The following is a 19,079-nucleotide window of genomic DNA, read 5'->3' on the forward strand; positions in this document are numbered from 1 at the left end:
CTTGGTTTTAACTCGTTGAAATGTAATGCAGTTAGCTATCAATGGTTTTTATTATGAATAAGTACAAAATCAGCTTTATATATCTGCTTTGCTAATAATGGCGCAAACGAAGGTGCCTCCATTTGCGCAGAGGGTAATAAAGGAAGGATTCAGTGAACAAGACCAGGAAAGATGCTTTTTATGCCAGTAACAATAAATTCAATGCCCAGCGCCATGAGCAGTAGCCCCATAATTCGTGTAATAACGTTAATACCGGTTTGCCCCAGGAGTCTGACCAGCCAGGGTGCCATGCGGAAAACGCTCCAGCAGCAAAATGCAAACAGGGCTATCGCCACCGAGAATCCAAGCAGATGCATCAAATTGTGGTAGCGCGCTCCCCAGACAATAGTGGAACTGATGGCACCCGGCCCTGCCATCAGCGGCAACGCCAGAGGAACGACCCCTACACTTTCACGGATTGCCGTTTCTGATTTTTCCTGCTTATTCTGTTTATCTTCGCCCAGCTTACCGCTAATCATCGACATGGCAATCGTGACAACCAGGATACCCCCAGCAATACGAAAGGAATCGATTGAGATCCCAAACACCTGAAGAATGCTGTCACCAAGGAAAAGAGAGGTCCAGAGGATAATGGCAACAGAAACGTTTGCCGTCAAATTGGTTTTGTTACGCGCCAGCGCCGTCTGGTAACTGGTCATGCTAATGAAAACGGGCATGATCCCGATGGGGTTTACCAGGGCGAACAGGCCAATAAAAAACTTAAAATACGTTGGAAAATCAAAAAGCGATTGGCTCACGGCAGGCTCCGCACCTTCATCCAAAGTGGTAGTTGACGACACGTTAGTATAATTCCGCGCTGAAGATACGCTTTTTGTCAGCACACTTCACCACAAATCTGTCAAAAAAACCTGACATTCCACCATGTTATATATTTGTAGTAGTTATGATAATGTTGATTTTGGTTTAACTGTAATCATTTAACACTTGATACAAATCGGCTAAAACAGCCTGCTGAAAGGAGTCAGCTTTGCTTAAACTTGATGTAGATCACGTATTTCGTACTCAGAAGTGAGTAACCTTACTGACATCACGGGGGAGCATGAAAATGCCAGATGATGCGTCAAGTGAAGCTGTTTTAGTAAATCAGTAAATCAAGTGTAAGAAAGTCATTGTTTTGTAAGTACTTTCGCAAGCTGTGTCGGGTCTGTCTATACTGACCAATCAGGCCGGTGATTTACTAAAAAAGTTTAACATTATCAGGAGACCATTATGGCTGTTACTAATGTCGCTGAACTTAACGCACTCGTAGAGCGTGTAAAAAAAGCCCAGCGTGAATATGCCAGTTTCACTCAAGAGCAAGTTGATAAGATCTTCCGTGCTGCCGCCCTGGCCGCTGCTGATGCTCGTATCCCTCTCGCTAAGATGGCCGTTGCCGAATCCGGTATGGGTATTATCGAAGATAAAGTGATTAAAAACCACTTTGCTTCTGAATATATCTACAACGCCTATAAAGATGAAAAAACCTGTGGTGTGCTGTCTGAAGATGACACATTTGGTACTATCACTATCGCTGAGCCAATCGGCATCATCTGCGGTATTGTTCCGACGACCAACCCAACCTCTACCGCTATCTTCAAATCACTGATCAGCCTGAAAACCCGTAACGCCATTATCTTCTCTCCGCACCCACGTGCAAAAGATGCTACTAATAAAGCGGCTGACATTGTGCTGCAGGCTGCCATTGCTGCTGGTGCACCAAAAGACCTGATCGGCTGGATTGATCAACCGTCCGTTGAACTGTCCAACGCTTTAATGCATCACCCTGATATTAACCTGATCCTTGCGACCGGTGGTCCGGGCATGGTTAAAGCAGCCTACAGCTCCGGTAAACCAGCAATCGGTGTTGGCGCAGGTAACACCCCAGTCGTTATTGATGAAACCGCTGACATCAAACGTGCTGTCGCCTCTATTCTGATGTCTAAAACCTTCGATAACGGCGTAATCTGTGCGTCTGAGCAGTCTGTTATCGTCGTTGACGCGGTTTATGATGCTGTTCGCGAACGTTTCGCCAGCCACGGTGCGTACATGCTTCAGGGCAGTGAACTGAAAGCGGTTCAGAACGTCATCCTGAAAAACGGTGCGCTGAATGCCGGTATCGTTGGCCAACCAGCTTATAAAATTGCTGAACTGGCAGGCTTTAGCGTGCCGGTTAACACCAAAATTCTGGTGGGTGAAGTTACGGTTGTTGATGAAAGCGAGCCTTTCGCTCACGAAAAACTTTCTCCGACGCTGGCAATGTATCGTGCGAAAGATTTCGACGACGCCGTTGTTAAAGCCGAAAAACTGGTTGCTATGGGCGGTATCGGCCATACCTCCTGTCTGTACACCGATCAGGATAACCAGCCTGAGCGCGTGCAGAAGTTTGGCGCTGAAATGAAAACCGCGCGTATCCTGATTAACACCCCGGCTTCACAGGGTGGTATCGGTGACCTGTATAACTTCAAACTCGCACCTTCCCTGACGCTGGGTTGTGGTTCATGGGGTGGTAACTCCATCTCTGAAAACGTTGGTCCAAAACACCTGATCAACAAGAAAACCGTTGCTAAGCGAGCTGAAAACATGTTGTGGCATAAACTTCCGAAATCTGTCTACTTCCGCCGTGGCTCACTGCCTATCGCGCTGGATGAAGTGATTACTGACGGTCACAAACGCGCTATGATCGTGACTGACCGCTTCCTGTTCAACAACGGTTATGCCGATCAGATCACCTCCGTACTGAAAGCCGCGGGCGTAGAAACTGAAGTCTTCTTCGAAGTAGAAGCCGATCCGACACTGACCGTAGTCCGTAAAGGTGCTGAACTGGCGAACTCCTTCAAACCAGACGTGATCATCGCGCTGGGTGGTGGTTCCCCGATGGACGCCGCGAAAATCATGTGGGTAATGTACGAACATCCGGAAACTCACTTTGAAGAACTGGCGCTGCGCTTTATGGATATCCGTAAACGTATCTACAAGTTCCCGAAAATGGGTGTGAAAGCGAAAATGATCGCCGTTACTACCACCTCCGGTACGGGTTCCGAAGTAACGCCGTTCGCGGTTGTTACCGACGATGCAACCGGTCAGAAATATCCGCTGGCAGACTACGCGCTGACGCCGGATATGGCGGTAGTCGATGCAAACCTCGTGATGGATATGCCGAAATCACTGTGTGCTTTCGGTGGTCTGGATGCCGTGACGCATGCTCTGGAAGCGTATGTCTCTGTTCTGGCGTCTGAGTTCTCTGACGGCCAGGCTCTGCAGGCACTGAAACTGCTGAAAGAAAACCTGCCGGCGTCTTACCATGAAGGTTCTAAAAACCCGGTTGCCCGTGAACGCGTTCACAGTGCAGCGACCATCGCCGGTATCGCGTTTGCGAACGCCTTCCTCGGTGTATGTCACTCCATGGCACACAAACTGGGTTCACAGTTCCACATTCCGCACGGCCTGGCTAACGCCCTGCTGATTAGCAACGTGATTCGCTACAACGCGAACGACAACCCGACCAAGCAGACAGCTTTTAGCCAGTACGACCGTCCGCAGGCTCGTCGTCGTTACGCTGAAATTGCAGACCACCTGGGTCTGAGCGCGCCGGGCGACCGTACCGCAGCGAAGATTGCTAAACTGCTGGCATGGCTGGAAGAAATCAAAGCTGAACTGGGTATTCCTAAATCTATCCGTGAAGCTGGCGTACAGGAAGCTGACTTCCTGGCTCACGTTGATAAACTGTCTGAAGATGCTTTCGATGACCAGTGTACTGGTGCTAACCCGCGCTATCCGCTGATCTCCGAACTGAAACAGATTCTGATGGATACCTACTACGGTCGTGAATACACCGAAGGTACCCCTGCAGAGAAAGCAGTGGCAGCTCCGGCTGTAAAAGCTGACAAAAAAGCGAAAAAAACCGCTTAAGTCTTAAGCTGATACTGACTAAAAAGCCTCATCCTGGATGAGGCTTTTTTTATGGCTGTGATGTCGTCTGTCGTGAGCGATGACAGCTATGCCACGCCTTAACACGGGGACTGACGATGACGCTCCTGAATGGCGGTCAACGAACCTACACGAAGCGCCTCTTTATAGTGCTTACGACATACCGAGATATAGCGCTCATTACCGCCAATCACTACCTGTTCCCCCTCGTTATAAGGGCGACCGGTCTGATCGAGACGAAGTACCATACTGGCTTTACGCCCGCAAAAGCAGATCGTTTTTAGCTCAACCAGTTTATCTGCCCACGCCAGCAGATACTGACTGCCGACAAATAACTCACCACGAAAATCCGTCCTGAGACCGTAACACAGTACAGGAATATCCAGCGTATCTACGACTTCAGAAAGCTCGTGGACCTGCTGGCGCGTGAGGAACTGGCTTTCATCGACCAGCACGCAGTGGATCGCTTCCTGAGCGTGCTCAGCGCGAATTTCGGCCAACAATGAAGTCTGCTGGTTAAAAAGTTTCGCGGGCGACGACAGGCCGATACGGGAGCTCACCTTACCGGTACCAAAACGGTTATCAATTTCTGCAGTATATACAACAGCCCGCATACCCCGTTCCTGGTAATTGTATGAAGACTGTAACAAAGCGGTGGATTTCCCTGCATTCATTGCTGAATAGTAGAAATATAGTTGTGCCATTGGCCGCATAACCCCAATCAAAGTGTAATAATAGCGGTGGCGAGTGTAGCATATTTTCGGCTTCAACTCTGTGACTGCCGTATACGCAAAACGCGCTTTGCTGGCATCAGTGAGACTGCTGATATAGTGACGCTAAGCACTATTTTGATGCAATTGTTCATCGCCGTCCGTTTTTTTCTGGTCATTACATTCTTCTAACAACCATAGCCACCGTTGATTTCACTTGCAGACGCTAACAGTGTATTAAGTTTCAGGGCTGCAAGGGTATCGTTCTACTAATACACAGGTTCGATATTTATCCCTTATGCGTATAATTCATTGCAGATCATTCCCGGAAAAAATCATATCTCATCAGGGGTTAACGATGGTTTTTAACGGACACTATATGAATAGCGAAAGCGTGATAGCGAGCAAAATTTAAGTTAACAGGAAATACCGCTGCAAAAAATAATAGACAATTTTGAGTTCCTTACATTTCTCCCTATTGCACATCTCAAATTAACGCTCTATTATTAGCTTAACAAACCACCCCACAATATAAGTTTGAGATTACTACAATGAGCGAAGCACTTAAAATTCTGAACAACATCCGTACTCTTCGTGCTCAGGCCAGAGAATGCACCCTTGAGACTTTAGAAGAGATGCTGGAAAAATTAGAAGTTGTTGTAAACGAGCGTCGTGAAGAAGATAGCGCCGCTGCTGCGGAAGTTGAAGAACGTACGCGCAAGCTGCAGCAATATCGTGAAATGCTGATTGCTGATGGTATTGATCCTAATGAATTACTGAATAGCATCACTGCAGCAAAAACGGGTACTAAAGCAAAACGCGCTGCGCGCCCGGCTAAATATAGCTACACCGATGAAAACGGCGAAACTAAAACCTGGACTGGCCAGGGTCGTACTCCGGCAGTAATCAAAAAAGCCATGGATGAGCAAGGTAAACAGCTGGATGATTTCCTGATTAAAAATTAATCTTACCTTCTCTGAAATCCCGCTACGGCGGGATTTTTTTTATCTGAATATCATCCTGTTCTTTATCAATATCCCTGTCTCAGCATAGGATGAGCATAAAAAACCGGGGTATGCCCCGGTTTTTTTTGTCATTAATGACTACTTCGCGATACCAACGGTATCTTCCAGCCAGCTTTTAAATTCTTCGCCCAGGGCATTGTGACGGATACCATACTCGACGAAAGCCTGCATATAGCCCAGCTTGTTACCACAATCGTGGCTTTTACCTTTCATATGGTAGGCTTCAACAGTTTCTTTCTCAATCAGCATATCAATCGCGTCTGTCAGCTGAATTTCATCGCCTGCACCTGGAGGCGTTTTAGCCAATAGAGCCCAAATTTCTGCGCTCAGCACATAGCGGCCAACCACGGCGAGGTTTGACGGCGCAACGTTGGCTTTAGGTTTCTCAACAACTCCCACCATAGGTACACTTTCGCCCGGCTGCAAAGCGACACCTTTGCAATCAACCACACCATAAGCCGTAACATCGTCGACAGGTTCAACCATTATTTGGCTACAACCCGTTTCATCAAAACGTTTAATCATTTCAGCCAGGTTATCCTGGGAAAGATCGGATTCAAATTCATCCAGAATAACGTCCGGCAGAATGACCGCCACAGGCTCGTCGCCAACAACCGGTTGTGCGCAAAGTACAGCATGCCCCAGCCCTTTAGCCAGTCCCTGACGTACCTGCATAATAGTGACGTGAGGTGGGCAAATAGATTGCACTTCCTCCAGAAGCTGACGTTTTACACGCTTTTCCAGCATAGCCTCAAGTTCAAAACTGGTATCGAAGTGGTTCTCAATCGAATTCTTGGAAGAGTGGGTAACCAGTACAATCTCAGTAATGCCCGCTGCAATACATTCGTTCACCACATATTGGATAAGAGGTTTATCAACCAGTGGTAACATTTCCTTAGGGATAGCCTTGGTTGCTGGCAACATCCTCGTACCCAATCCCGCAACCGGGATAACGGCTTTTTTGACTTTTGAATTTAAAGCAGCCATTGCACTCTCCTGAAGTGTTCGAAATCTGAACTTCTCATTAATAAATTAACGCGTTGAGTATATCAGTACCGGAAGGCAATCCTGGTCTGAAACAGGCGCGATAACCTCGAATTAGGATTTTTACGCATAAACATAAGCATAGTATCACTGCGCCAGATTGGCAGGTAAACCTATCGCCGTGACAACATTCATTTGCTCATTCTGCAGACAGCATTAAACGCAAACGCCCGCCCGCGCCCCAAATCTGACACTGCCAGGCCTCGCTACGTTGACTGATTTGATTAAAATACGTATTTCCCAGCGTACCAAGTGGAACGCCGGTGCTGATCTGAATCTGATGTTCACCCGTATTTAACGTGGCATTAAGCCCTGCTGAGACCAGAATTAAATTTTTTAAACCACTGTGGTAATAACCAATAAATAGCGGGAACTGTCCGGGTAAATTGGCCTGACGCAGCAAATTATTAACCTGCTTGAGTAAACTTCCCATCTCTGGCAGACGTTGCCTTTGCTGTGAAAGTTGCTCTTGCAGTAATCCATTAAACAACGCCCGCAATAGCAATGCTGCCAGCACGCCGTTATCCCCTGCTCTGGTAACGTCCAGGCAATAAAATGCCAGGTCATCATCTGAAAGAGGCGCAATGTCCAGCACCAGGCCAGATTTATCGGCGGAAACCAGTTGACGATAGTTGATCCGGCAATGTGAAAGCACCTGCTGTACAGGAGGCTGTAATTCCTGAAGGAGTTTAGCGGCCGACGCCGGGTCACTTACCAGCGCGTCCCAGTCCTCAAACAAACGTTCTTCTTCTTCCACCCGAGAATTAAACATGTCCGGGTAGAGACAGGCAAAGACGGTCTCGCGAAGTCGTTTAAAATCATTAACTGGTTTTAGCAGCACATCCTGCACCCCAAGACGAAGCGCACGCGCGATATCCGACATGTTTTCCGTCGCCGATATCACCAGTATTGGAAGCGGATCACCCGCATTGCGCAGATGCTCGATCAATTTCAGACCATTCATTCGCGGCATCGCAATGTCGCAAATCATCAAATCAACCTGAAGAGCATTCATTTTCTCAATGGCATCCATACCGTCCTCGGCCAGGGTAGTACTTGCGCCAAGTGACAATAACCAGCTGTCCAGCAGAGTACGGAAAACGGGCTCGTCTTCAACTATGAGAATATGTTTTCCCGCCAGTGGCTGCGTCATGGTATCTCCTCTGACTTACGATAACTTAATACTGGCATGCTATCTGCGCTATCGCTTGTCAGATTTTGCTGAAGTAATCTTAAAAACACAGCACGCTTAAACATTGCAAAGAACCACAAATTTGTTATTTAGAGTTTTTTCTCCGGCTGACAACATCATGGCAACCCGTAACCACCTGCGCAGGAGTAATCCACCCATAAAAATATAATGATGGAAAAGTTGTAACAAAATATCAACCTTTTGCTTATGGTTGCTAACAACTTTTCTCCCACGCCCGGTGCAGCTATACAGTCTGCCACGGGCGGCATTAGGTTGCGACAGAAAGCCGGTATCTTTATCAGATATCCGAAAAATGGAGGAGAAAAATACGTGAGAGGGCCTGACAATCGTAGGAAGAGATAACAACCTTACCCTGAACATGGAAATAACAGGTTTACCAACAACAGCCTCTACCAGACAACAAAGTAAGAAGTTTGCGCCAATATAATGTTGAGTCTGTGATTTTTGCCGGGCTTTTAGCATCGTGAACGGTGAAAAACCCTGGATAACGTCATGGTAATACGCTATCTCCGTTGTCATTATTTTCATTATGGCCGGTAAACTTCTCCTCTGCGTGTCGCGTGCATCATTGGCATCCCTCAGTTAACATAATGCAACCTGGCGCACTCACGCCGTTATTATTTAAACAAGGTGACAATTTTGTTAAAACTCTGTCCCTGTGGCAGCGCTGTCGAGTATAGCCTATGTTGCCAGCAATTTGTGTCCGGCGAGAAAGTTGCGCCAGATCCATCACATCTTATGCGCTCGCGCTACAGCGCCTTTGTGATGAAAAACGCGGACTATCTGATCAATACCTGGCATCCCTCTTGTCAGGCCAGTAACTTCCGCGCTGACATCGAACGTAGCTTTGCGCAGACCGAATGGCATGGGCTAACCGTTTTTGCGACGCAAGAAAGCACTAACCCGGAAGAGGGTTTCGTCAGTTTCATTGCCAAATTCAGCGAGAAGGGTAAGCCGGGCGTTATCCTCGAACGTTCCCGATTCTTAAAGGTAGAGGGAAAGTGGTATTATATCGACGGAACCCACCCACAGTTTGGTCGAAACGACCCTTGCCCCTGTGGGTCAGGTAAAAAATTTAAAAAGTGCTGTGGACAATAGCCGGGCCAGCATAACTCACGACAACATCATCAACAGGATTTTCCCTGCAATGCATTCACTACAACGTAAAGTACTGCGCACTATCTGCCCCGATCAAAAAGGTTTAATCGCGCGAATTACCAATATTTGCTACAAGCACGAACTTAACATCGTGCAGAACAACGAATTTGTCGATCATCGCACCGGGCGCTTTTTTATGCGCACCGAGCTTGAGGGGATTTTTAATGACACCACGTTGCTGGCCGACCTTGATAGCGCCCTGCCAGAAGGCTCAATTCGCGAGTTAAATCCAGCCGGTCGCCGCCGTGTTGTTATCCTCGTGACCAAAGAGGCGCATTGTCTGGGCGACCTGCTGATGAAAGCCAATTATGGCGGCCTGGACGTAGAAATTTCCGCCGTTATTGGTAATCATGAAACATTGCGTTCCCTGGTCGAACGATTTGATATACCGTTTGAGCTGGTCAGCCACGAAGGCCATACCCGTGAAGAACACGATCGCTTAATGGCTGACGCAATTGATGCCCATCAGCCTGATTACGTTGTTCTGGCAAAGTATATGCGGGTGTTGACCCCGGAGTTTGTGTCGCGTTTCCCGAATAAAATCATCAATATTCACCATTCATTCCTGCCCGCCTTTATTGGCGCACGTCCTTATCATCAGGCGTACGAGCGCGGTGTAAAGATTATTGGTGCCACCGCGCATTATGTGAATGACAACCTGGATGAAGGGCCAATTATTATGCAGGATGTGATTCATGTTGATCACACTTACACTGCTGAAGATATGATGCGTGCCGGACGGGACGTCGAGAAAAATGTATTAAGCCGTGCGCTGTATCAGGTTCTGGCCCAAAGGGTGTTTGTTTACGGCAATCGCACGATTATTCTTTAATCGTTAACAAAATGAATTGATTAGCATTGCTGCGTTACGGATGAAAAGTACGCAAACGATTCATGTTGAGCAAAGGAATGCTTTACAGCGGCGCGTCATTTGATATGATGCGCCCCGCTTCCCGAGATGGAAGCAGGCCAGTAAATATGCATTACCCCGTGGTGGGGTTCCCGAGCGGCCAAAGGGAGCAGACTGTAAATCTGCCGTCATCGACTTCGAAGGTTCGAATCCTTCCCCCACCACCACTTCAAATCGATATATCCCCCTGGTGGGGTTCCCGAGCGGCCAAAGGGAGCAGACTGTAAATCTGCCGTCACAGACTTCGAAGGTTCGAATCCTTCCCCCACCACCATCACAGATATCCTCACATTTTTTCACGCTATCAGATTCACGCCAGTCCCTGAGGGGAAGGATGAGAAGCTTCGACTAAGGTTCGATTCGAGCGATAGCGAGAAAGCGTTGCCGTCAGGCAACGACCCGAAGGGTGAGGAGCTTTAGCTCCGAATAATCCTTCCCCCACCACCATCACAGATACCCTCACATTTTTTCACGTTATCAGATTTACGCCAGTCCCTGAGGGGAAGGATGAGAAGCTTCGACTAAGGTTCGATTCGAGCGATAGCGAGAAAGCGTTGCCGTCAGGCAACGACCCGAAGGGTGAGGAGCTTTAGCTCCGAATAATCCTTCCCCCACCACCATCACAGATACCCTCACATTTTTTCACGTTATCAGATTTACGCCAGTCCCTGAGGGGAAGGATGAGAAGCTTCGACTAAGGTTCGATTCGAGCGATAGCGAGAAAGCGTTGCCGTCAGGCAACGACCCGAAGGGTGAGGAGCTTTAGCTCCGAATAATCCTTCCCCCACCACCATCACAGATATCCTCGCATTTTTTCACGCTATCAGATTTACGCCAGTCCCTGAGGGGAAAAATGAGACTGACTGCTGACAAACGTATACCGTGGAATTATGCCTGGCGGCGCTTCGCTTGCACAGGCCTACGAGTTACCAATAAGCTATTAATATTCAGCGGATTGTAGGCCGGGTAAGGCGAAGCCGCCACCCGGCAAAACGGCGAACACAGGTTTATCATTAATCTCAGAAACTTCAGCGCCGAATAATCCTTCCCCCACCACCATCACAGATTTATTTCCTCACAACCTCACGTAGCAGTGCCCCTGCCTGTTCTAGCTTTTTCAACCCACCGCGCAACCAGATCCCTTTTCCGCTGTATGCCAGCCTTGCTGCATGATCGAACTGGTCATAATCCACCGGGTAGACGAGCGCTGGAATATCACGTTTCAGGCAGTGCCACATAATCCCCGCGCCACCGTGGTGGATCACGACATCGTAGTGAGATAGCCAGCAATCGTAATCCACCCATGGTATCCGGCAGAAATTACCCTGCTGCTGGTTGTCGTCCCCCGCGGCGTTACCATCGGTAAAATGAAATTCCCAGTCCGGCATTGTTCCGGCCAGTACACGTACCGCGTCAGCCACAGCATCTTTATGCCAGTCAAGATGTGTTCCCAGCGTGACCAGCACATGCCTTTTCCCTACTTTAAAAGGCGGAGCCTGATAACCGAGCGCCGGGGTATAAAGTGCTGGCCCTATAAAGGTCAGCGCAGCGGGCCAGCGCTGCGGAAACTCAAAATCTCGTTCGCTCAAGGCAAGGATACGGGTCGGTGAATATGCACTCTCACTGCCATCGTGTCGATAAAGACGTGTGATACCGGTCTGGCGGATTGCATCACGGAAAAGCCAGAATATGGCCAGCTTAAACAGCCTGACTTTTTTACGATGCAGGAAATGCCAGTTGCGCCCCAGCATTGTTTTCGCTGGCATTAAACCACCGCAGTAGGCAGGCGTCCCATCAGGGCTTTCCAGTACACAGGGGGACGGCATGCTGGTCCACCAAAGCACATCAGCTTTACGGCAGACCTCGCCTGCAATCGGCAACGTAAAATCCGCAATCGCCAGCTCAGGCTTACCGTTTTGCTGCCAGATCTGTTCCAGTTCATCGGCAAAATTTTTCAGTAGTCCCACAACATGGCGAAACTGCTGATAAAGCTTAAGCGGGCTGGATTTAATGGCATAACGGGGATTCGCAACAGCCAACAGAGGCTGGTCATATTCTCCCGGCAGGATAAGCGCAGATAGCCCGGCCGCCTCAATTCTCTTTTTTGCCCCATGGGTGCTGATGATCCGTACCTGATAATGCGCCGATAACGCTTTTCCCATTGCCAGAACCGGATGCAGATGTCCGGCAAAAGGTGGGGCAAGCAGGTCAATGTAGGTTACCCCGGCGGGGATGAGATCGAATAAGCGTTGCATTAAAACGTCCTGATAAAACGAATACAGAGATCGGCCAGCGCGGGCTGCGTAAGATAATTCATATGCCCGCAGGTGATATACACATCCGGTTTACGAAACCAGAGGCGGGAAATCCAGTCCTGCCGCCCCTGAACCAACAGATGACGGCAGTCAGGGCGGCATTGCGCAACCGGCCCCCAGGCAAACAGGCTGACGCGTGACATTAGCGAGTTCGGCAACTGAAGATTATTAAACAGCTCAAGCCCGCAACTTCCGGAAAGCAACAACGTATGCTCAGCCGACTCCAGCAACGCCACTGCTGCAGCCTGATACGTGCGGACAAAGGCAGGGCGACGCGACCCCAGATAATCTCGTGCATTATTAATACTGGCTTGTACAAGCGGCGTTTCCTGCCAGACATCGCGCTGAATGACCCATGGAAAATTTGCCGGTACCACCTCGCCTTCCCGTGACAAGGTGTTGATAAACGCGCGTTGCGGCGGACTTAACGCGGTTTTCCCCGGCTGGCTTCTGCCAGTAATGAACGCAATTTGTAAGCTCATCGTGAGGTAAAACGATCGTTGCTGAAGATACGATAGCGCCGTGAGCGCCAATGAACAGTCCGCTTAAATATCGCATGGCATAGATGCACTGGCTGGAGCAGTTCAGATAACAGCGATAATAATGGATGGGACGGTATTTGCCCTGAGACCGCCCGTTGCACCCGGCGTAGCCCCGCGTGACGAATCGCCAGCACCATAGCCAGAGTAACGACCTCGAAAGCGCCGCCATTACAGGTCAGAATAAGCATCACCCAGAGCAACAGTGGATGCAGTCCCTGAAGAATAAAAATCGCCAGATTTACCGCTAACGACTTCTCCCGCATCAGCAAGGTGGCAAATAAAAACCAGCGGTGCATTTGCCGACTATACCGCCTGAGATCGGGGACGCTGGTTTGCACCTGAACGGGGGCTACAGACTGAACAATATTGACTTTTTCACGAGTCAACAACGTTGCCAGCGCCAAATCGTCGGTCAAGTGGCGCATCACAGGCGCAAATCCCCCAACCTGTTCCAGCACGGCCAGAGGGAGGATATAACACATGCCGTTCAACGTAAGCGGCGGCGCAAAAGGTAATAACGGAAGGTAGGTCAGCGCCGCATTATCATTGACAAATTGCGCCAGCAGACGTGAGGACAGATTATCCGCCGCACGATACCAGGGGAGCGCGGTTACCAGATTTTGCGCCGTCAGCTGGCTTAACATGCTGTGCAGCGAGGCGGCACTCAGCGTGACATCGTCATCCAGCACCATCATCCAACGGGTTTTGACCTGCGCCCTCGCCTGCTCCAGTTTATACAGCTTGGGATTCCACCCTTCTGGCGCAGTGGGGTAACGAAGCAATGTGATATCGCATTGCGGATGACATTGCTGTAATGCTCGCGCCACGCGCCAGCCTTGCTCGTCATCGTCATCCAACAGCCACAAGAAATGCGCTTCAGGTAAATTGTGCAGATTAGAGGCAAGGACCGCAGACAGCGCCGGATCGCCACTTAAGATCGGTTGCATCACGCTGACGTCGCTGATGTCGTGCGGGGAGGATTGCGCTGGCGTATACAGCATTTTCAGTGCGAACCAGAGCTTAAACAGCAGTATCGCCAGCCAGAATAACGCTATCGCTATCATCACTGTTGCGCCTTATATTGTTGCAAAAACTGGCTCAGACAATCGTCGAAAGCCACCTTTGGCGCACCGAAATCGGCCAGCATTCGGCTAACGTCAAGTACCGCTGAATAACTGAAAACACCAATGCCAAAGCGGGTAATTGGCGGCTCACCCGGCAGAAGTAATTTGCGCCAACACCATTCCAGTGCACCTGCGAAACGCAGCGCGGCAGTCGCCGACAGTGTGCGGGTCGGCGGCGGCAAATCAAGCCGGCTGAGTACCTCATGCAGTAAATCCCGCGTGGCAACAGGATGGGCAGCCGAAATGTTATAGCAGGACCTCACCTGAGGGGCGGTTGCCGCCTGCAGCAGGTAATCGCAGAGGATATCAACGGACAGTAACTCCGCCTGCGCCGGGCTTTCACTGTGCAAATTAATCAGCCTTTTTTTGCGCGCCGCATCCAGCAGCGGCGGAAATAACAGTTTGTCGCCAGCGCCGAACACCCCGCAGGGACGGAAAATCGTTTTCTCACCGCTATACTGACCGACCCGTTGTTCAGCAAGATATTTACTGCGACCATATTCGCTGGTGAATGCAGGTCCCACGATAGCATCTTCAGTCAGGTGGTATTGATGAGCAAAGCGGTAATAAACCGCCGCCGTGGAAAGAAAGATCAGGCGCGGCAGGCCACGGGCCAGACAAAAATCGATGACCCATTCCGTGGTCTGTACATTATCACAATAATATTCGCGGGCGGTTCCCCAGGGAGAGGCCCTGCCCGCCGCGTGAATCACCACATCCGGCGCAACATTAATCTCCCCCAGCCTGTCCAGAGGAAGATTGTAATAGCGTACCGATGCAGGTAAATCACGCACACTTCGTCGACCCACGCCGCACAGCGACAGGCCGGGAACGTTGGCAAAACGCCGCAGAAAAGCGCCGCCAATAAATCCGGACGCGCCGGTCAGCACTATGTTCACTGCCTGTCTCCCTGAGAAAAAATTAGCGTCCTGATGCCCGGGCCCACTGGCGAATGATGCGTCGCCGTTTTGCCGCGAACAGCGAACCGGGGTCCCGTTTTTCCAGCGTCCATGTCAGTTGTCGCACGTTGATCCCCTGACGGGCAAACAAATCATCTAACGCTTTCTGGCACGATGTCAGAACCGGCAATGGGCAGTTAGCCGTCAGTCTTAACGCATTCGCCGCCGTTTGCACCAGCCGATAATCCGCCGTGGGCGGCAGCGTCATTGCCAGCACCCGGCTACAGGCGTCAGCGAAGACCACCTGACCTTTTCCCGTAGCATCAGGAAACAGTAACTGATCGTCGTGACGCCCCTCAATATGTGCAATGGCGCGCGTCACACTACCGCAAGGACAAGGGACATCACTCGCCACCAGCACGTCATCAAGGCGGTAGCGGACAATCGGTTGGGTAGAACGGGTAAAATCAGTCACAACCGGAATAAAACGATGTTCATCCAGCCACTCAGGCTCCACGTGAATAAATTCTTCGTTCAAATGCAGCGTACCGAAAGCACAGGTCGAGGCCAGAAACCCTTCCGTCGCCTGATAAATCTCGCCCACCTGGCCAAACACCTGGCGCAGCAGATTCCGATCCTGTTCTTCCAGCACTTCCGCCACCGAAATGACTTTTTTCACCTGTACCTTCAGCGTGCCGTCGAGCACGGCCAGCGCCAGCGCACGCAGCACCTGAGCGGGTGCGACGATGAGCGTGGGTGATTGCATTTCAAGCTTTGCAAGTTGCGGCTGAAACGGGGCGAGGAGATCGTAAAATGCCAGACTCAGCCAGCGATTATTCACGCTGCGATACAGATTATTATCTGCCCGTAAAAATAAGGCGACGCGTTCTCCCGCCAGCAATCCTTCGGGCAGAACTTTTGCCAGAATCGCCCCCGCCCAGAGCGATTGTTCCTGCGGGCTCACCACAAAAAGACCGCGCTGTCCGGAGGTACCGGACGATAAACCAACGCTGAACGGCCCGACTGTCGGCGAAAAATCACGGCTTTGTTCACTGCGCAACGCACACGTCAGCAGCGTTTCACGTTGCAGCCCGACGGTATTCATTTCATCGAAGTGGGCCATCATTAGCGCTTTGTTCATCGTCGGCCATTCGCTTAATGGCAGCGAGAGATAACGACGGAACCACGGGCTTTTCACCAGCACCCGGCGCTGAAAGGTCCGCCATCTTTTTGCCTGCCACGCCTCCAGCGCAGCGCGGTCGGTGAAATGTAGCCGGCGGGTACGAAAATAGTGCCACAGAAGCCTGACGGGGATCATAAGTCGCCCTCATGACAGAGCCGAATATCCGTTACGCCGTTATGCCAGAGTTGATTGAGTCGACCAAGCGTCTGGTAATACGCCGCTGTGTCAGACATCACCAGGTGGGCCAGCCGTGAAGGTCCACGCAGCTCGCGGTAATTTGCCGGCGACCAGGCCGCGTCAGCCGCCAGCAGGGTCCAGCCGTCATCCGTAAGAATAAATGCGCCAATATGTCCGGCGGCATGACCCGGCAGCGGCACTAAAATGATTTGCCCCTCGCTCCCCGGCAGGACATACCCCTGCTCAAAGGGAGCCAGCACCGCAGGCAGTCCCAGCGTGGGGAAATGTTCAATAAAGGTCAGGTTCGACTCAAAACCCGCCGGGAAGAGTCCTGGTACAAACGCCTGACGTAGGGCGGCCAATCCGCGTAGCGCTCTGACCTGCGCCCAACCCTCGCCAGAACAAATACACTTGCTATCAGGGAAATCGCGTAACCCGGCGACATGATCTGCATGAAAATGCGAAAGAATAATGGCGCTGATATCGCCAGCGACCAGCCCCTGCGCCAGCAGCTGTTTGACCAGGGAGGTTTCAGAGTCAAAATACACTGGCGTTACCTGGCGATAAATTCTGAAAACGCCGGAGCGGGTATACTGTTCAAACCAGGACGCATAGCCGGTATCCCACAACCAGCGTTGATTTCCGGCCTCCAGCAGATACGCCCGTGACGGAAATTTACATACGCGCAGTCCGGCCCCTTTCAGCGCCATGCAACCAATATGCGTACAATAGCCGATTTCAAAGGTGGTAATTTTTGCCATGTTCCCTCATCCATTCTCCGGTCAGCGCAATGCCTTCCGCCATCGAAAACCGGGGCCGGTAGCCAAGTTCAGTGATGGCTTTCTCTGCACTTAACGTCATATCGAAACAGACTGTACCTGCGCTGTAGCGGGTTACCAGCGGCTCCCTGTTAAAACAATGTCCCAGAACTTCCAGACTGCGCGTCGCCAGCGACAGCACTGGCCACGGCACTGACCGGATCTGATACCGCAGCCCCAGTTGTTCACCAAGCAACGCATCCAGCATCACATTCAGACGCTGCGGCTGGTGATTGGTGACGTTATAAATGCTCCCCGAACGCAGCGATTCCCCGCGGGTCGCCAGCGCCATGGCATAAACCACATTCTGCACAAAAGTCAGATCCAGTAGCGCCTCGCCGCCGCGCGGAAGGCGCAACACGCCTTTATCACGCTGAAGTTGTTGCAACAGTCGGGGGACAATCACGTTATCGTGTGGACCAAACAAACCGCGCGGGCGCAGCAGAATCCAGGTTGTCGAGGCGAACTGTTTCACCGCGTCAGCAATGACGTGTTCCGCTGCATACTTACTCCGGGCATAGTGACTACTGAACCGCCGCGCAAGATAACTTTCCCGCACGTCATAATGATGCTGAAAATCAAAATACACCGCCGGGGTGGAAATATGAATAAACCGGGGGATCTGCGCCCTTCCCGCCGCCTGCGCCAGACGCTGCGTCACCAGTACATTGGCATTATAAAAGTCAGTACGGCTGCCCCAGGGGGAAGATTTTGCTGCGCAGTGCCATACTGCATCACAGCCTGCGACCAGCCTGAGACAATCTTTCGCGTCTGCCTGCGTCAAATCAAACGGGATAAAGGTGGCTCCGCTCTGTTGAAGTTCCGCTCCCTGCACCGGATTACGCCCGACGGCGATAACCTCATGCCCGCCCTGAAGCAAATAGGTTGCGGCATTGCGTCCAAGTCCACTGGTTGCGCCTGTTAGCAGGATCTTCACGGCAGCAATACCATACCCGCCAGCGTCAGCCCTGCCGCCGTGCCAATCATCATCGCGGGTCGACCGCTAATCCATCGTCCACTGATTACCGCTTCGTGCAGCGCGGTGGGAATCGATGCCGCCACCTGATTCCCATAATGACGGTAGATATCAATCAGTACCGATTGCGGTATATTTAGCCGCTTGCGCATATGTTCGAGCGAGAGATGGCTTGCCTGATGCGGGATCACCGTCGCCATCTCTGCCAGCGTAACGCCGCTTTTTTCCAGTAGCCTGGCAAGGTAGCCATTGATTAATGATGAAGCATAGCGGAACAGCGGTTTGCCCTGCATATGAAACAAAAAATCACTGTCGTTCATGCCCGCTCGTGGATTCCGGCGCGTACCGCCAGCGCGAATTTCACACAGTTCACTGCCCTGCGGATACATTTCAATCAGGCTCGCAAGAATACCGGATGAACCATCACCGCGCTCCACAATTGCGCAGGCCGCACCATCACCAAAAATCAGCGATGATTCTTCATGCGCCCAGTCGATTCCGCGGGAGGCGATATCCGCCGACACAATGGCGATACGGCGATATATTCCCGTATTCAGCAATCCGGCAGCAACTTCCATCGCGGAAATAAAGCTTACGCAGCTGCTATTAATATCGAAACCTGCCATACCTGCGGGCATGCTGGCAGCTTTCAGGATATGCGTCGCGCTACAGGGCAACGCCTGTACGGCAATCGCCGAGGCGCAAATTAGCAGATTAACCGAAGACGGAGACAACGAACCAGCATTCAGCGCGTTGTGTAGCGCCTGAGCGGCCAGTTCTGCCTGGCTGGCGTCGTCTGTAGCATGATAGCGCCAGACAATACCCGAGCGTTTTTGTACATAGCCGGCTGGCTTGCCGAGTCGGGTATCCAGCATTGATGAGGTAATCCGCGCTGGCGGAACCGCGATACCCGTCGCAATGATTTTTAACGCAAGGGGAGCGCCGGGATCGGTTAAATATTCCATTATGCTTTCACTTCTTAATTCCACGATTCGCATCATGATATAGAAATCAAAAGC

At 50.9% G+C, this 19,079-nt stretch carries 17 protein-coding genes, 2 tRNA genes and 3 other RNA genes; 9 read left to right on the top strand and 13 right to left on the bottom strand.

The features are described from left to right. Nucleotides 1-149: 149 nt before the first annotated feature. The gene (locus CHU32_RS04830) at nt 150-797 is read right to left on the bottom strand and encodes a YchE family NAAT transporter (RefSeq protein WP_103674653.1); all 648 of its coding nucleotides are present in this window, start codon (nt 795-797) and stop codon (nt 150-152) included. A 472-nt stretch (nt 798-1,269) separates the two neighbouring features. Between CHU32_RS04830 and adhE the strand changes: the two genes are divergently transcribed. Then, nucleotides 1,270-3,948 (top strand): bifunctional acetaldehyde-CoA/alcohol dehydrogenase, encoded by a 2,679-nt coding sequence (gene adhE / locus CHU32_RS04835; protein WP_103674654.1) that lies wholly within the window; start codon nt 1,270-1,272, stop codon nt 3,946-3,948. 98 nt (nt 3,949-4,046) lie between these two features. Here the strand turns inward: adhE and tdk are convergent, their stop codons facing one another. Next, a complete protein-coding gene (tdk, locus tag CHU32_RS04840) occupies nt 4,047-4,670 on the bottom strand; it encodes a thymidine kinase (RefSeq protein ID WP_103674655.1) in 624 nt (207 codons plus the stop codon). A gap of 557 nt (nt 4,671-5,227) precedes the next feature. Here tdk and hns point away from each other — a divergent pair. Next, nucleotides 5,228-5,641, top strand: coding sequence for a histone-like nucleoid-structuring protein H-NS (gene hns / locus CHU32_RS04845; protein WP_103674656.1), 414 nt, complete (start codon nt 5,228-5,230; stop codon nt 5,639-5,641). A gap of 138 nt (nt 5,642-5,779) precedes the next feature. Here hns and galU read toward each other — a convergent pair whose 3' ends face one another. From galU to CHU32_RS04860, 3 genes are all read right to left on the bottom strand, one after another. Next, entirely contained in the window at nt 5,780-6,688 is a 909-nt protein-coding gene (gene galU / locus CHU32_RS04850; RefSeq protein WP_103674657.1) for a UTP--glucose-1-phosphate uridylyltransferase GalU, read from the bottom strand. Nucleotides 6,689-6,884: 196 nt separating this feature from the next. After that, a complete protein-coding gene (rssB, locus tag CHU32_RS04855; RefSeq protein ID WP_103674658.1) occupies nt 6,885-7,898 on the bottom strand; it encodes a two-component system response regulator RssB in 1,014 nt (337 codons plus the stop codon). Nucleotides 7,899-7,994: 96 nt separating this feature from the next. After that, on the bottom strand, nt 7,995-8,477 hold the full coding sequence (locus CHU32_RS04860) for a hypothetical protein (protein ID WP_133159224.1): 483 nt from the start codon (nt 8,475-8,477) through the stop codon (nt 7,995-7,997). Nucleotides 8,478-8,597: 120 nt separating this feature from the next. Between CHU32_RS04860 and CHU32_RS04865 the strand changes: the two genes are divergently transcribed. The 7 genes from CHU32_RS04865 to CHU32_RS04895 all read left to right on the top strand — a co-directional run bounded on the left by CHU32_RS04865 (nt 8,598) and on the right by CHU32_RS04895 (nt 10,819). Beyond that, nucleotides 8,598-9,056, top strand: coding sequence for a YchJ family protein (locus CHU32_RS04865; protein ID WP_103674660.1), 459 nt, complete (start codon nt 8,598-8,600; stop codon nt 9,054-9,056). A 49-nt stretch (nt 9,057-9,105) separates the two neighbouring features. After that, nucleotides 9,106-9,948, top strand: a complete 843-nt coding sequence (purU, locus tag CHU32_RS04870) for a formyltetrahydrofolate deformylase (RefSeq protein WP_103674661.1) — start codon at nt 9,106-9,108, stop codon at nt 9,946-9,948. A 160-nt stretch (nt 9,949-10,108) separates the two neighbouring features. Next, nucleotides 10,109-10,193 (top strand) — tRNA-Tyr (locus CHU32_RS04875). 22 nt (nt 10,194-10,215) lie between these two features. After that, nucleotides 10,216-10,300, top strand: a tRNA-Tyr gene (locus CHU32_RS04880). Nucleotides 10,301-10,339: 39 nt separating this feature from the next. Beyond that, nucleotides 10,340-10,473, top strand: a non-coding RNA gene (locus CHU32_RS04885) — RtT sRNA. A 39-nt stretch (nt 10,474-10,512) separates the two neighbouring features. Further along, nucleotides 10,513-10,646: non-coding RNA, RtT sRNA (locus CHU32_RS04890), on the top strand. A 39-nt stretch (nt 10,647-10,685) separates the two neighbouring features. Further along, nucleotides 10,686-10,819, top strand: a non-coding RNA gene (locus CHU32_RS04895) — RtT sRNA. Between the two features lie 274 nt (nt 10,820-11,093). Here CHU32_RS04895 and CHU32_RS04900 read toward each other — a convergent pair. Genes CHU32_RS04900 through CHU32_RS04935 form a run of 8 tightly spaced genes read right to left on the bottom strand, consistent with a single transcriptional unit; the run spans nt 11,094 to nt 19,025 of the window. Then, complete coding sequence (locus CHU32_RS04900; RefSeq protein WP_103674662.1) at nt 11,094-12,281, bottom strand: glycosyltransferase; 1,188 nt, start codon at nt 12,279-12,281, stop codon at nt 11,094-11,096. Then, on the bottom strand, nt 12,281-12,823 hold the full coding sequence (locus CHU32_RS04905; protein WP_103674663.1) for a hypothetical protein: 543 nt from the start codon (nt 12,821-12,823) through the stop codon (nt 12,281-12,283). The genes CHU32_RS04900 and CHU32_RS04905 overlap by 1 nt, the downstream gene beginning before the upstream one ends. Further along, nucleotides 12,820-13,947, bottom strand: a complete 1,128-nt coding sequence (locus tag CHU32_RS04910; RefSeq protein WP_103674664.1) for a glycosyltransferase family 2 protein — start codon at nt 13,945-13,947, stop codon at nt 12,820-12,822. The genes CHU32_RS04905 and CHU32_RS04910 overlap by 4 nt, the downstream gene beginning before the upstream one ends. Then, on the bottom strand, nt 13,947-14,906 hold the full coding sequence (locus CHU32_RS04915; RefSeq protein WP_103674665.1) for an NAD-dependent epimerase/dehydratase family protein: 960 nt from the start codon (nt 14,904-14,906) through the stop codon (nt 13,947-13,949). Before CHU32_RS04915 ends, CHU32_RS04910 begins: the two co-directional genes overlap by 1 nt. Before the next feature lie 22 nt (nt 14,907-14,928). Next, a complete protein-coding gene (locus CHU32_RS04920) occupies nt 14,929-16,224 on the bottom strand; it encodes a F390 synthetase-related protein (RefSeq protein ID WP_103674666.1) in 1,296 nt (431 codons plus the stop codon). Next, complete coding sequence (locus CHU32_RS04925) at nt 16,221-17,027, bottom strand: MBL fold metallo-hydrolase (protein WP_103674667.1); 807 nt, start codon at nt 17,025-17,027, stop codon at nt 16,221-16,223. The genes CHU32_RS04920 and CHU32_RS04925 overlap by 4 nt, the downstream gene beginning before the upstream one ends. After that, nucleotides 17,005-18,021 carry an NAD-dependent epimerase/dehydratase family protein gene (locus CHU32_RS04930; RefSeq protein ID WP_103674668.1) on the bottom strand — a complete coding sequence of 339 codons (1,017 nt, stop codon included), beginning with the start codon at nt 18,019-18,021 and terminating at the stop codon, nt 17,005-17,007. The genes CHU32_RS04925 and CHU32_RS04930 overlap by 23 nt, the downstream gene beginning before the upstream one ends. Further along, nucleotides 18,018-19,025: a 3-oxoacyl-[acyl-carrier-protein] synthase III C-terminal domain-containing protein gene (locus CHU32_RS04935; protein ID WP_103674669.1), complete on the bottom strand. Its 1,008-nt coding sequence runs from the start codon at nt 19,023-19,025 to the stop codon at nt 18,018-18,020. The genes CHU32_RS04930 and CHU32_RS04935 overlap by 4 nt, the downstream gene beginning before the upstream one ends. Nucleotides 19,026-19,079: the final 54 nt, after the last annotated feature.

The organism is Superficieibacter electus (assembly GCF_002915575.1).
Taxonomy (GTDB): Bacteria; Pseudomonadota; Gammaproteobacteria; order Enterobacterales; family Enterobacteriaceae; genus Superficieibacter; species Superficieibacter electus.